Raw genomic sequence first — 14279 nt, 5'->3', positions numbered from 1 at the left:
AAAAACGGCACCTATTACAGGTGCCATTCCTAGTGATCAACGGTTTGCCGATTTACCTAAACCACGCATCATCATATCGAACACAATACTGGCAAGACCGTCTCTAACTGTATCGTCAGACAGTGCTTTCATTGCCATTGCATTGTGAGTATCCATACTCTCTATTATGGCGGTTTGCACGATTTCAGGGAAACGTCCTAGCATCGCTTGTTCTTTAGAGTTGTTCTTTGCTTGGTCAACTGCAATTTCATCATCTTGGACTTTGCCAAACAATGTGTTTGCATAACTCAGCATATCATTCTCAGTCAATCCATCTTCAATGAACAAATCGTTCATTCGTTGAATGATCTCATTGAGAAACTCCGTTTTGGGGTCTTTCGGTGTTGCACCTGAACCCTCTTTAGTTGGAGCAAGATAATGCTTCTGCTCTTCACCAACTTTGTATCCTAGCTGTAAGTCTGCTTCACGCTGTTGGTGTAGGCGGTAGTGCGTCATTACAACATCTGTTAGGTCTACATCATCCTCGACAACATCTAGGCGAAGTAATGGATGTAGATGCTTAGCGAATACACTTAGCTTCTCTAGCTCAAAGTCATCGAAGTCTACGATCTGTGAGGTGAACTCATAGTAGCGGTAGAACGAGATTAGGTCTTTCTTAAATACCTCTAGAATATCTCGTGTCTCTTTGGCGTTCTTAACTAGGTTCTCGCAGTACTTAATTGCTTTGTCGTTCTTTTCATTCTTGGCTTTTGAGAGCTCGGCTTGCGTTGATTGAAGAACCTGCGAGGCTTCTTTATAGCGAATCGTGAAGCGGTCTACGGCTGGCTTACATAGGTTAGCGAGTTTAGCTTGATTCGCTTGCTTACTATTGTAGGCTTCTACGAAAGACTCAACCTCATACCATTGATAAATACCCGCTTCCGCAAGCTTGTTCATTAGGTCATAAACAATGTTCGGGTCTGATACACCTGCCAGTTCAGCGGTTTGGAAGTAAACCTTAAATTCATTCAAGATCTCTTCTGGGTCATTCACAAAATCGAGAACGAACGTTTTATCTTTGCCCTTACAGGTTCGGTTGAGTCGTGAAAGCGTCTGAATACACTCAACACCTTTTAGCGGTTTATCGACATACATTGCCACCAGCTTTGGTTGGTCAAAACCTGTCTGGAACTTATTCGCCACCAGCATCACTTGATAGTCCGTGGTATCAAACGCTTTACGCATATCTCGACCATTGAGCTTAGGGTTCATGGTCTTTTCAGTGAACTGCTCTTCAGGTAAGTCTGGGTCATTCACCTCACCAGAGAATGCCACCATCGCATTCACGTTATCGTAGCCTTTACTCTCGACATACTTTTCAAAAGCAAGCTTGTAACGCACCGCTTCTAAACGGCTACTGGTGACAACCATTGCTTTCGCTTCACCACCTAACAAATGCTTAATCTTGCTATTAAAGTGCTCAATGATGGTTTCAACTTTCTGAGAGATATTGTGTGGGTGCAAACGAACCCATTTCGCCATCTTGGTTGCAGCTTTCTTACTGTCTACCTCTTGGTCTGACCCAGGGTTATCGTGTGCTAATTGGTAGGCAACTCGATAACTGGTGTAGTTTTGCAGAACATCTAGAATGAAACCCTCTTCAATCGCTTGGCGCATCGAGTACACATGGAAAGGCAAAGGCTTATTGTCATCACTTAGTGGCGCGTCTGAATCTTCAGGACGACCAAATAGCTCCAGCGTTTTACCTTTCGGTGTTGCTGTGAACGCAAAGTAGCTGATCTTATTTGAACCTTTACGAGCTTCAAGAGACAAGCGTAGCATATCTTCGCTATCAAGTTCTTCATCGCCCTCTAGTTGCTCAGCCATAAGCACTTCACGCAGCTTACGAGCGGTTGTGCCTGTTTGGCTAGAGTGTGCTTCATCAGCAATTACTGCATAACTACGACCAGCAAGTGTTGAATCTTTACGGATAGCTTCAAGCACATGAGGGAATGTTTGAATGGTCACGATGATGATCGAGGTACTTGCCTTTAACTCTCCTGCTAATTGGCTAGACTTACTGCCTTGTGCTTCCTCTCGGTTCACACGAGCAATCATGCCCTCGTTATGATCGAACTGATAGATGGTGTCTTGCAGTTGGCTATCCAGTACCGTTCGGTCTGTGATAACAATAACTGAGTCAAACACCTTATCGCCCGTTTGCTTACTCAGCTCAGGATGATCGGTATAGTAATGCTTTGATGCCAGTTGGTGGGATAACCAAGCAATCGAGTTAGATTTACCTGAGCCAGCACTGTGTTGAATCAAATACTTATTACCTGTTCCCTCCATATCGACCGTGTTCAGTAGCTTTGATACTACCGCCCACTGGTGATAACGAGGGAAGATCATGGTTTCTTTGGTCTTGATTGAGCCGTCTAGTTGCTCTTCTTCTTTCACTTCTAGGTGAATGTAGCGACCAAGAATCAGTAATAGATTGTCTTTCTGGAAGATCTCATTCCAAAGGTAAGAAGTAGCGTATTCACTTTCGTTCTCTGGCTGTTCATTACCCGCACCACCATCGGCTGTACCTTGGTCAAACGGTAGGAAGAATGTGCTTTTACCATTTAGGCGAGTCGTCATTGCTACGTTGTATTGGCTAACCGCAAAGTGAACCAATGCACCACGCTTAAAGGTTAATAGTGGCTCTGGCTTATTGGTTGCTGGGTCTTTTGGCTGCCTATCTTTCATATACTGAACTTTGGCATTATCAATAGACTGCTTAAATTCAGATTTCAGTTCACAAGTAGCGACAGGAATACCGTTCACGAATAGCGTTAAGTCTAGGCGACCATCATAACCATTAGGTGAGTACACTAGCTCAGGCACAACACGCAGGATGTTTTGCTCATAGCGAGCGGTAGCATCTGGGTTTAGGTCATGGTCTGGCTTAAAGCTACACAGGCTAAACTTCGCACCACGATCTTTTATTTGGTTACGCAGAACCCAAAGCGTACCTTTGCTTTTCAGCTCTCGCTCTAACGACTTTAACAGCGCATCAGCCGTTGCGGTTGGGTTACGGTCTGTTTCTGGGTAGTGCTTAGCTAAACGTTCCCATTGTTCAGGCTGCGATTTTTTAGCAAAGGCGATGACATCTTCAGGGTATAGCGCCAACTCTTTGTTGTATTTGTTCGACGCACCTAACAACCAACCGTGAGAGTGCATTTGATCAAGGATGTCGTTTTGGAATTCAATTTCTCGGGTAGAGTTTTCTTGGTTCATTCATATTCCCTTTGAAAAACTTAGATACTTTGATTTAACTTCAAATCATGCATTAGTTTTTCATAAACAAAATGTTCAACTTTGTTCCTAAGTTCATGGTCGGAGAGAACTTTTACTGCTATTTCGTAATGCGTATCTATGCTTTCAGCCAAAGCGCTATCCATTAAATCCACGAAGAAACCTCGCATTGCTTGAGACTTAGAATTGCTTTTAAGTTGCTCTTCAAGCATTTGGTTACCTGTTAATTTATCTCGAATAGATTCTGCAAACTGTTCGAGGATATTTGATTGAGCGTATTCTTGAGGAGAGTTATCAGATAAAACCTCTTTTGTTGTAGTAACAACAAGTGGTTCTGATTTTAAGAAGTTTGCAACACTATCTATCTCAGGAAACAAGGTAGCCTTAGAAATAGCTAACGTCTCAAGCTGTTGCCTCAACATAGCTTTTGCTTGGGAGGGAATATCAATATGCTTTACATTAGGGCGGTACGTCTCAGGGATCCGTTTGGGCGTTGTTTTATCTCCCCCCATACCGAAGAGAAAAAAAGCACCACTTTGTTTGATGATTCTTTTGTTATCAAGCTTGGGTTTTACGCATACTACCGATTCTAAATCCCGCCCCTTAATATCACTTTTAAAATATGGTTTTTCAGACTGGATAGCGTGTAACAACTGAGTTTTATAAAGCGTCTTGTCAAGTTCAAAATTTTTGCTCATTTGTGCAAGATTACTAATAACAGAGACAATATCACTGTTATAAAACTTAACTTCATCGTTAGGTACTTGATAAATAAGTACACGGGCATCACCATCAGAAAGAGGTGAAACATCATAGTTTTTAGATGACTCATGAACTTCTAAGCACTCTGTCTCTAAATTTTCACTTTCATCTGTAGCTTCTGTATCACTTGAGCCATACTCATCTGTTGCAAAATAAAGAGCCACTAATGGATTGCTCGTGATATCGAGCAAACGAGTTGGTAGTCCATAGTGTTGCATTTTTACCAAGCAATCAAATGTGGAGGTGCAGTCTTTAAACTCTTCTGGGCACCGAGTAATCAAGTTATGAAATAATTCTTCTTCCCTGACAACATACTTAGCGTTAGCTGGATCATCATATTGATGACGAAAAACTGTAGGCAAAGGAATGAAAGTGTGAGACGCATGCCCTCTAAAAAACAATGTGTGATCTTCTTTTACCTTTATTTCTGAGCAAATCGCTATAAAGTCTGCGAGGCTTTCGGCACGATTCTGTTTCACTACATAGCCTCCCAATCACGCAGATCAATCTTGCCTGTTACTGCTGCTGAGATAAGAGCTGTCTTGCGCTCTTTCATTAGCTCTATCGCTCTCACTTGCTTAGACATAAGGAGATCTAGCTTCGGTAGCTCTATATTTAGATAATCTATGATTTCTTGTTGCTCTCCCATGCAAGGGAAAGTAAACCTGACACTTTTAAAGTCATCTTTATTGAGTTTAGGCTGAGCAGACGCTGCTGTGGCAGATAGTTTTAGCTGGCTAGCGACTCCATCTGATTGTCCCACATACGCCATAAACTCTCGCTTAACTTGGGTGGTATTAAATTTAGCCATAAACATATTCGGAGCTAGTGATGCAGGCCCCTTATTAAAAGGCATTTGATAGAACAATCCTGCATACGCACCAACATTAGCAAGCAAGAACTCACCACCATGAAGTGCTGATTTTCTCAAATACTTATATGAGTCTTCATCAATCCACACACCATTATCATTTTGCAAATCAACACGTAAATCTGTTAGACGAACTAGGCGGGCGAAAGAAGGGCTGTCTTTATACTCAACATTCGCTTTCAGGTCAGCGAAAGAACCATTCGCTGTGTAGTCTGTTAAGACTGTTTTCAAATAAGCAAATTTCGATACAACCCAATGCTCAGGCACTTCACCCAACCATTCCACACCAGAATCTTTCATTGGTGCATCAGGGTTAAGCCCTTTGGTCACTGCGTGAGAAATCACCGCTTGGCGTTTTTCTTTTAACAGCTCAATCAGCTTTTCTTGCTTGGTAATTAAGGTGTCGATCTTGGCTGTTTCGTGATCGAGGAAATTGGCGATTTTTTGCTGTTCTTCAAACTCAGGAAAAGCAGCTTTGTATGTATTGATGACTTCTGCTGGTACACGTTTTAAACCACCGGCACCAGACATTGCCGCAGTCGCAATATCCATAAATGCATCTTCTTGAAGTCGATAAAACAAGAACTGGTTATGTAACTTATTATTGGTTCTCAACACATAAATTTCAGAAGAACCAAAACCTAATCCGTTTTTTAAACCACGAGCTACAGCCATGTTCTTATTCTCAAAGCACGGTGTTACTTTTGCTAGTAGGACATCACCATCTTCAAAATAAGTGTAGCCATCAAAAACTTCCGAGACTTGCTTCGTTTCATCTAGCTTAAGGCTATTTAGTTTTAGCTTATCCATGGGTAAGAAACTACAATCTTGATGGTGCATTTCCTTATCTACGCTTGATTTTTTGGGGTTTAGGTTTGCTAAATGTTTTAGCGGTACGGTTTCCCAATGTGATGGAACTTTACCAAGCCAACTGAGATTCGTTTCTTTATATTCAGGATATGCCTTATAACGCCCAGTCATTACGAATGCACCTCTTGAAGCAACTGCATAATATCAGCCGATACTGCATCCAAATCCGCATCAATCGCTTCTAAGGCTCTTGGTGGTTCGTACACGTAGAAGTGGCGGTTAAATGGAATCTCATAGCCGACAATGCCCACTTCACCATCTTTCTCATCAGTTTTGCTTTCATCAATCCAAGCGTTTGGAACGTGTGGCAATACTTCACGAGCAAAGTAATCCTCAACCGTTTCTGTAAGCGGCACGTTCTCGTTATCACGCAGTTCTGGGTTAGCTTCTAGTTTGCCTTTAATCTTACATACTTCTGCATCATTATCGTGCTCACTAAGGTGTTTCACGATAAGTTTTAGCTGTGCTGCGCTTAATTTCGCTGGTGCTAGTTGAGCTTTTAGGGCGTTGTTGAAAATGTCACGAGACAGTAGCTTATCTTCATCAAAAGAGGCTAGCGCATCAAGAACTGCTTGTTGTAGTGCTTCATCTAGCTTCGCCCATGCTTTATCAGCTTGTAGGGCTTCTAGGCGAGTTTCATCTTTTGGATAGATAGCCAGTTGCAGTGGACGTTCAACCGTGATTCTGCGGTAGCCAAACTCTTTGTAGTCAAATAGTTTGCTAAAGCCGTTTTCAACAAATTGACCGTAGGTTTTTACAATAGTCTCGATACTCTCTTCGGTTAGCTTTTTACGCTTACTGCCAAGTGACTTACGCATAGCTGAGTAGAATACGTGTTCGTCATCTCCCTCAACTTCAGTGCCACCGCTGCGACCTCTACTACCAGATTTTGCACGCTCTTTCGATGCGTTGATTAGCTGAACTTTGCCTTTACGGTGCTCTGGCTTATGGCTTGATAGAATCCATACATAGGTAGCGATACCCGTGTTATAGAACATGTCGGTAGGTAGAGCGACAATCGCTTCAAGTAGATCGTTCTCAAGGATGTAGCGACGAATCTCACTCTCGCCGCTGCCCGCACCACCTGTAAACAGTGGTGAGCCGTTAAGGATGATGCCAATACGAGAGCCACCCTCATGCTGTGGGCGCATTTTGCTAACAAGGTGCATCAAGAACAGAAGAGAGCCATCGGAGACACGAGGTAGACCCGCACCAAAGCGTCCCTCGAAGCCTTTCTCTTTGTGTTCATCGTTGATGTGCTTTTGAATCTTCTTCCAATCTACACCGAATGGTGGGTTAGACAGCATGTAGTCAAACTTCTCGGTGCGCAGTTGGTCGTTCGAGAGGGTGTTACCTAGTTTGATGTTATCGACTTTCTGTCCTTTGATAAGCATATCCGCTTTACAGATAGCGTAAGACTCAGGGTTAAGCTCTTGACCAAATGCCGACAGTGACGCCTTTTCGTTTAGCTCGTGCACATACTCCATACCAGAAGATAGGAAACCACCTGTACCCGCTGTTGGGTCATAGATAGAGCGAACTAAGCCTGATTGGGTTAGCACTTCATCATCATCGCTGAATACCAGTGATGTGGTCAGGCGAACGATGTCTCTTGGGGTAAAGTGTTCACCCGCAGTAGCGTTATCTGCTTCAGCAAACTTTCGAATCAAATCTTCAAACACTAACCCCATATGATGGTTTTTAATCACATTGGGGTGTAGATCTGCCTTAGCAAAACGCTTCGCTACTTTATACAGCAGATCTGCCTCTTCTAGTTTGTCGATGGTGTTGAAAAAATCGAAGTGCTCGAATATTTCACGAGCATTAGGGCTGAATGACTGAATGTAACTTTCTAGGTTGCTTGCCACACCTGTTTCACCAAGGCGGTTTAAATCCATCTTTGAGGTGTTGTAGAAGCTTAGCTTTGCAGTGTGCGTCAGGAGCTTTTCTTGCGCTTCTACTGGCATTGCTTTTACAGCTTCAAACTTAGCAATCACTTCTGGTTTGGTTTCTTCTAGTACACACTCAAGGCGCCTTAGTAGCGTGAACGGAAGGATGATGCGACCGTATTGAGATTGTTTGAAGTCGCCACGTAAAAGGTCAGCCACCGACCAAAGGAATGCGGCTGTTGAAGAGAAATTGTTGTTAGTCATTATAATCAGCACATCAAATATGAAAAATTGCGCCGATTATACAAAGAATTGACTATTTGGTCTGTAATGATGTTTCGTAAAACTGAGTTTTCTACTATCACTTAGACTTACAAAGACTTATTCCAATGCCTTTTTACTGTGGCGATACCAAGGTTTAACGCTGACGCAACTTTTGACTGTGACAAGCCTTCAGCTTTTTTGTCTAGCACCAATTGTGTTGTTTGGTGGGCGGCAGGGCGACCTAGCTTTTTCCCTTGCGCTTTGGCTCGCTCAATTCCTTCTTTAGTTCGCTCCCTGATACGATTTCTCTCAAACTCAGCAAAAGCAGAGAACATTTGTAGCATTAGCTTCCCTTCAGCACTTGAAAGATCTGCTACTGGTAGATCTAAACAAACCACCTTAATCCCTTTTTCTGTTAGACGGTTAATTGTGTTTTGAACGTCAACATTATCTCTACCCAAACGGTCGAGCTTTAACACCACTAGCATGTCTCCTTCTTCCAACTGATGACTGACTAACATTTTAAACTTTTCGCGCTTCATAGCTTCGACTGAGCCTGAGACAGTTTCACTGATAACTCTAGAATCAGATACTTCATAGCCTTTTTGACGAATGGCTAATATTTGGTTCTCGGTTGTTTGTTCGGTTGTCGATACACGACAGTAAGAAAATATACGCATTGGTCGCTCTGGGCTTTAGTTTGGTATCAAATATAGGGGTATCATACAGATTTGGCATCACAAAGGAAACACCCTACTTTTATGATACCAAATTAAGATTTGCAAAACTGGTATCAACATACGAATATTTGTTGATACCAGCCTATTCGGTTAATAAAAGGGACGCGTTATTTGTTTGACATCATTTTTTGAAATGCCTTAAATTGCTCAAACTGCTCCTTCAGATCTGAAGGTATGTCTGTACTTGACTGGGCTAGTTTCTTGAGCAGCTCCGCTTGTCGATAGTCAGCAACATCACCATAGCTATAGAATGTGGTTAAAACCCTTTCATGCCCAAGATTTTGGCTCCATGCTTTAAACTCTTCAGCATTACTACATAGTTTTTCTCCCAATCTCGCGAGTGTATTGCGAAAGCTATGCGGGTTATAATACGGCAATCCTGCCGTCTTGAATGCTTGCTTAAAGATTCGACGTATCGGCCCTGCTGTTGTCCAGTGCTCTCTGGTCAATCCCATCGCCTCAAACTTATGGCTTCGACTGTTGTTCACCTTAGTTTTAGGAAACAACGGGTCATCTGCCACAAATAATAATTCATGCTCCAGATAGCTAATCCACTCAGTAAAAATTTTCAGCGGCTGTTCTCCTACAGGAAAAAAGTAAGTCGAAAATGTTTTTCTGTACGTGATTTTCACCTCTCTGGCATCCTGATACAAGCTTTGCTCGGAAATACAGATATGCTTTAGCTTTAATGAAGCCACTGCACTATCCCGCGCTCCAGTCAATAATGTAAAAGCGACCAACGCTCTATCTCTCATTTCGATGTGAGTCATACACGGCATTGCCTCTAGTACTTGAGTAACTTGTTCAACCGTTGGCACAGGCTTTTTCCGACGCGCATTAGCAATGCGGGCGTCTTTTTCAGACAGATTAAAATACTCTGTGTCACTGTAGTTTATTCGGGAACGATATCCGTTTTGTAATGCTAACCACTGAAAAAACGTCTTCAGGTGGCGCAAGGCTGTATGCACCGTAGCCTTACTCAATGGTTTGTCTGTAACCACGTTCTTTTGCTCCAGCAGGTATTTTTTAAAGCCAACCGCTTGCTTACGATGAAACTGCTTAAAATCTTTATATTTGGTGTACTCCTCAAAGCGGTTGACTGCCTTAGTCACACCATCAACTGACGCCTCACTTTGGCGCTTGGCTTCTTTCAGAAATTCGCAATAGCTACGGATTGCGCGAACGTTGTGTGCGTTGTTTTTCTTCATGGTCTTAAATTCTCTATGCTAGGTACAATTCAGGAGAGGACACCCCCTCATACTTATGTGTTTTTGTGCTAACGGTACTTTCCACCAGCAACTCACTACGAACGTTCTCCAAACGCCTCCAACTAAAGTACTTATTAACCTTTGAGCCGCACTCACTGCATATAGCAAATACCCGTCCTGTACCACTCGGCAATTGCATGAAATTCAACGAATCGGGAGTTGGTGTTCGTGGTACTCTGCACTTCAAACAAAAGAGCTCAGAACTCTTACATTGACGCTTATTTCCAACGCGATGCTTACGAATAAACAGCCTTAAGTCAGTCCCCAAAATTAGGAGCGGACGAACTTCGTTGTAGACAGGTAAACCACTCTTGATCCAGTTTCGGACTGTTCCCTTGTGAACTCCATACAACTCCGCTACCTCCTCGACAGTATAACTACGGTGGATCTTGGCTAATTTGGGATTCAATCGTTTTTCACTCGTTAACACTCCGTACTCTTGCTATCCAAAATGCGCTGCAGCACCCACTGTTCTATCTCTTCTTCTACCCATCCAATAGCACGCTCACCTAGCGATATAGACTGAGGAAACGTTCCTTTAGACATACGTAAATAAATGGTGCTACGTGATAAGCCTGTCTTTTGAATAACTACTGGTAAACGAATGATCTTACTAGACATAAAAAAACCTTCTGGTTCGTTATAAGATGACCAGAAGGTTATTGAATTTACGTGTAGTGAAAGCCTAATTAGGTTTTTGCTAATTGCTCCTACTTTCCATTACATCTGTTACCTGTCGGATTACCTTTCGAATAGTTTCACCAGACATTGCGATACCTTTTTTATCCATCATGTATTGGATTGAAGTAGTAATTCCCCGCACAGACAACTCTATACCCGCCTCTTCTGACAACACTCCAATCAAGGTAAGGAGGGTGTTTCTCTCTCTTGAACCCAAAGGTTTATCTGTTTGGGTTGATTGCGGCATATCATCGTCTAAAGACTGAACAAAACGGGTGAGTTCATTTGTTCGAATGACGAACTGGTAACTAAAGTCGTCAAGAATAAGGTGTTCATCAGATCCGATTAGCTGTTCAGACAGTTTTATCTCTTCTGATTCTTCGAGGTCGTCATCAGATAGAGTCAAAGTAAGCTGTGAATACTCTTCCAACTCATCATCACTTAAATTATCCAATGCATACGGATTATCAAGAATGTTACTGTAGGTAAGTCCCTTAGATTCGAGCAGATCGGTCAGTCTTATTTGCAACGCAGAACTGTTGGCTTCATTTAGTTAGAGAGGCAAACTCGTTTTGAGCTTATAGATAACGTCTCCACGCTCGACTAAAAAACTTCTAGACCCTGATGGCTTGGGTAACGCTCCTCCAACTTCATTTTGATATAACCCATGAACTATCTGTCGCTCTACGCCAATCATTGCTAAGTCCGATACCCCATCGATAGCAATAATCTCGTCGTCAAAGACTAGCCACTTCCCTTCTTCAACCAAAAGCGCATCGCTCGCAGAAACAGAATACGCGACATCTAGTGATTCACCCGTCAGTAAATCAGTATCAGCCTTAAACTTGCCTGTCTCGTGCCCTTCCAGATTGACGTACCGACCACCAACTGCGAATGCTTTGTTTGCGAGTCGAATCGAAATAGTTATCTCATTCTCTAGTGCCAAATCATAGATATCTGAGACCTTTACAGGTTCTTCTAACGAATTTGACAGAGTTACGGCTGCCTCTTCAATTGTTAAGTATTTCTTTACCTTTAGTAATTTACTCATTTAGTACTTTCGCCCTTTTCAGCCACCCGTAAGTAGAACGCAAAAGTAACGTAACAAACACTATAGGACTATGATTTTTAAGATTTTGGCGATTGTACGACTGTTCAGTAGCCAATATTGCTCAAATCAATATCAATCAAGCATCATAACTATGATTTTCATTGACGATTAATCTCCTATTAATTACACCGCATCCAATAAAGTGTTAAGATCATCTCAATTATGAATTTTGTGTTTGGTGGTCCCCACAACTGTGCTGACTCATAGTCTGTGTATAAAATAAATATTTTTGTACCCCATGTTGTACCCCACAAACCAATTTAAAAAATTTAAAACCAAGGTATTCAAATGGTTAACAATACAATTCAATGGTTTCCGGGCCACATGCACAAGGCTCAAAAAGAGATTGCAGAGGCGATCCCTCAAATCGATGTCATCATCGAAGTGCTTGACGCACGCATTCCTTTCAGTAGCGAAAACCCAATGATCGCAGAGCTCAAAGGCGACAAACCCGTTGTTAAGGTTCTAAACAAGCGCGATCTTGCCGATCCAGAACTCACTCAACTTTGGATTGACCACTTTGAGAAAGAGCACAACGTAAAAGCCATTGCGATTACGACTTCACAAGCTCAAGAAGTTAATAAAATCATGGAGCTAGTGCGTAAGCTCGCACCGCACCGTGAAGAAATTGGTAAAAACATTCGCACCATGATTATGGGTATTCCGAATGTGGGCAAATCGACCATTATCAACAGCTTAGCGGGTCGCACAATCGCGGTAACTGGTAACCAACCTGCGGTAACACGTCGCCAGCAACGCATTAACCTGCAAAATGGCATTGTGTTGTCTGACACTCCGGGAATTCTGTGGCCAAAAGTAGAAAACCCTCACAGTGGTTTCCGCCTTGCGGCGACTGGCGCAGTAAAAGATACGGCGATGGAATACGATGAAGTGGCGTTCTACACCGTAGAATATCTAGCTCAAGCCTACCCAGAGAAGCTTCAAGATCGCTACCAAATTGAAGAACTGCCTGAATCTGATATTGAACTGATGGAAGAGATTGGCCGTCGTCGTGGAGCTCTTCGCTCTGGTGGTCGCGTTGATCTGCACAAAGCATCTGAAATTCTGCTGCACGAACTTCGCAGTGGCACTCTGGGTCAAGTGACTCTTGAAAAACCAGAGATGATCACAGAAGAATTAATTCAAGTAGAGATTGAAGCTGCTCGCCGCGCAGAAGAAAAAGCGAAAAAGAAAGAAGAACGACGCAAGCGTTACTTAAAAAACAAGCGTTAAGTCGTTTCACATCAGCGAGAATCAAATCTACAAGAGCGACATCATGTCGCTCTTTCTTTATCTATCCCTCCTAACCCTCATACACAAAACTGTGCGCAAACAAGCAATTACAACCGTTTGAATACGTTACCATGCCCGCGTAAAGGTCATCATTAAGGCACGTTATGAGTATTCAACCTCCACCATTTGACGCTGCGGCATTTAGAAAATCACTCCACCAACAACCTGAGCTTTCGGGTAAGGAAGCCAACACTGCTAAGCTGATCGCTAACCAATTAACTGAGTTTGAACTGCAACCAATCACAGACGTTGGAGGACATGGCGTAATATGCATTATTGATAGTGGTTTTGAAGGTCAAACAACCCTACTACGAGCAGACTTTGATGCCGTCGCGGTGTTAGAAAAATCGAATCATCAGCATGTATCGAAAAACATCGGCGTGATGCACGCATGCGGCCATGATGGACACACCACCTCGTTACTTAAAGTCGCGCAGCAACTTCGCGCAACACCGCCAAAAACGGGCAAAGTCATACTACTTTTTCAGCCTGCGGAAGAGACTGGCGTCGGAGCCGCTGCGATGATTAGCCATGCTGCGTTAAAAAACCAAGCGATTGACAATGTTTTCGCCTATCACAATTTACCGGGCAGACCGAAGCATCAGATTGTCGTAAAAGAGCAAACCTTCTCATGCGCTTCGACTGGCATCAGCATTAAGCTAGAAGGCAAAACCTCTCATGCTGCTTATCCAGAAAATGGCATCAGCCCTATTAATGAGTTTATTGAGATATTAGCGTTCTTACAAAACCTACCGAATCAATATTCAAACGTTTTTACTTTGGTCACTATTGTTAATGCTCAATTAGGTGAAGAAGCATTCGGAGTTTCAGCTGGCGCAGGCAAAATAATGGCAACGCTGAGAAGCGAATCAAACCAAGCGTTTGATGATATGAAGCAGCAGTTAATCAGTAAGCTTAGTCACATTCAACAAAGCTCTAAACTCTCAATAAGCCACAGTTGGCACGAACCATTTAATGCCGCGGTTAACTCTAAAGCCCATGTGGATGTGGTTCGTAACCGTGCCAAAAAACTCAATCTTGACATCCATGAGCTAGACCAACCAATGCGTTGGTCGGAAGACTTTGCCGAATTCCTATTACATGCTCCGGGCGCATTATTTGGTATTGGAAGTGGCGAGCACCATCCTGAGCTACACAACCCTGACTATGACTTCCCAGATGAGATCCTTAACACCGCAAGTTCGCTGTTTTTAGCCATTGTCGATGAGCTGCATAACCCGTCTTAAATTG

General features: G+C 42.8%; 12 protein-coding genes. 2 read left to right on the top strand and 10 right to left on the bottom strand.

All coding sequences use genetic code 11. The features are described 5' to 3' along the window. Positions 1-36 precede the first annotated feature (36 nt). The 10 genes from OH461_RS07695 to OH461_RS07650 all read right to left on the bottom strand — a co-directional run bounded on the left by OH461_RS07695 (position 37) and on the right by OH461_RS07650 (position 11675). Positions 37-3261: a type I restriction endonuclease subunit R gene (locus OH461_RS07695; RefSeq protein WP_270020051.1), complete on the bottom strand. Its 3225-nt coding sequence runs from the start codon at positions 3259-3261 to the stop codon at positions 37-39. A 20-nt stretch (positions 3262-3281) separates the two neighbouring features. Further along, positions 3282-4520, bottom strand: coding sequence for an FRG domain-containing protein (locus tag OH461_RS07690; protein ID WP_270020050.1), 1239 nt, complete (start codon positions 4518-4520; stop codon positions 3282-3284). Continuing rightward, positions 4520-5893, bottom strand: a complete 1374-nt coding sequence (locus tag OH461_RS07685) for a restriction endonuclease subunit S (protein WP_270020049.1) — start codon at positions 5891-5893, stop codon at positions 4520-4522. Before OH461_RS07685 ends, OH461_RS07690 begins: the two co-directional genes overlap by 1 nt. Further along, complete coding sequence (locus tag OH461_RS07680) at positions 5893-7935, bottom strand: type I restriction-modification system subunit M (protein ID WP_270020048.1); 2043 nt, start codon at positions 7933-7935, stop codon at positions 5893-5895. The genes OH461_RS07685 and OH461_RS07680 overlap by 1 nt, the downstream gene beginning before the upstream one ends. A gap of 107 nt (positions 7936-8042) precedes the next feature. Beyond that, the gene (locus tag OH461_RS07675; protein ID WP_270020047.1) at positions 8043-8615 is read right to left on the bottom strand and encodes a recombinase family protein; all 573 of its coding nucleotides are present in this window, start codon (positions 8613-8615) and stop codon (positions 8043-8045) included. Positions 8616-8782: 167 nt separating this feature from the next. Continuing rightward, positions 8783-9883, bottom strand: coding sequence for a tyrosine-type recombinase/integrase (locus OH461_RS07670; protein WP_270020046.1), 1101 nt, complete (start codon positions 9881-9883; stop codon positions 8783-8785). 13 nt (positions 9884-9896) lie between these two features. Continuing rightward, complete coding sequence (locus tag OH461_RS07665) at positions 9897-10373, bottom strand: helix-turn-helix domain-containing protein (protein WP_270020045.1); 477 nt, start codon at positions 10371-10373, stop codon at positions 9897-9899. Then, on the bottom strand, positions 10367-10564 hold the full coding sequence (locus OH461_RS07660) for an AlpA family transcriptional regulator (RefSeq protein ID WP_270020044.1): 198 nt from the start codon (positions 10562-10564) through the stop codon (positions 10367-10369). Before OH461_RS07660 ends, OH461_RS07665 begins: the two co-directional genes overlap by 7 nt. Positions 10565-10643: 79 nt before the next feature. After that, a complete protein-coding gene (locus OH461_RS07655) occupies positions 10644-11153 on the bottom strand; it encodes a hypothetical protein (protein WP_270020043.1) in 510 nt (169 codons plus the stop codon). Between the two features lie 24 nt (positions 11154-11177). Then, a complete protein-coding gene (locus OH461_RS07650) occupies positions 11178-11675 on the bottom strand; it encodes a hypothetical protein (RefSeq protein WP_270020042.1) in 498 nt (165 codons plus the stop codon). A 348-nt stretch (positions 11676-12023) separates the two neighbouring features. Here OH461_RS07650 and ylqF point away from each other — a divergent pair, with 348 nt between their 5' ends. Both ylqF and OH461_RS07640 read left to right on the top strand, forming a co-directional pair. Then, complete coding sequence (ylqF, locus tag OH461_RS07645; protein WP_270020041.1) at positions 12024-12968, top strand: ribosome biogenesis GTPase YlqF; 945 nt, start codon at positions 12024-12026, stop codon at positions 12966-12968. A gap of 164 nt (positions 12969-13132) precedes the next feature. Then, positions 13133-14275, top strand: coding sequence for an amidohydrolase (locus OH461_RS07640; protein WP_270020040.1), 1143 nt, complete (start codon positions 13133-13135; stop codon positions 14273-14275). Positions 14276-14279: the final 4 nt, after the last annotated feature.

Origin of the sequence: Vibrio sp. LaRot3 (assembly GCF_027587025.1) — a bacterium.
GTDB lineage: Bacteria > Pseudomonadota > Gammaproteobacteria > Enterobacterales > Vibrionaceae > Vibrio.
Note: the sequence above shows the minus strand (reverse complement) of the source record. Positions and strands in the feature narration are given on the sequence as shown.

Bases quoted from the DNA above. Each gene is read 5' to 3' on its own strand.
- OH461_RS07695 (WP_270020051.1), bottom strand. From the start codon at position 3,261: ATGAACCAAGAAAACTCTACCCGAGAAATTGAATTCCAAAACGACATC.
- OH461_RS07685 (WP_270020049.1), bottom strand. From the start codon at position 5,893: ATGACTGGGCGTTATAAGGCATATCCTGAATATAAAGAAACGAATCTC.
- OH461_RS07680 (WP_270020048.1), bottom strand. From the start codon at position 7,935: ATGACTAACAACAATTTCTCTTCAACAGCCGCATTCCTTTGGTCGGTG.
- OH461_RS07675 (WP_270020047.1), bottom strand. From the start codon at position 8,615: ATGCGTATATTTTCTTACTGTCGTGTATCGACAACCGAACAAACAACC.
- OH461_RS07670 (WP_270020046.1), bottom strand. From the start codon at position 9,883: ATGAAGAAAAACAACGCACACAACGTTCGCGCAATCCGTAGCTATTGC.
- OH461_RS07660 (WP_270020044.1), bottom strand. From the start codon at position 10,564: ATGTCTAGTAAGATCATTCGTTTACCAGTAGTTATTCAAAAGACAGGC.
- OH461_RS07650 (WP_270020042.1), bottom strand. From the start codon at position 11,675: ATGAGTAAATTACTAAAGGTAAAGAAATACTTAACAATTGAAGAGGCA.
- ylqF (WP_270020041.1), top strand. From the start codon at position 12,024: ATGGTTAACAATACAATTCAATGGTTTCCGGGCCACATGCACAAGGCT.
- OH461_RS07640 (WP_270020040.1), top strand. From the start codon at position 13,133: ATGAGTATTCAACCTCCACCATTTGACGCTGCGGCATTTAGAAAATCA.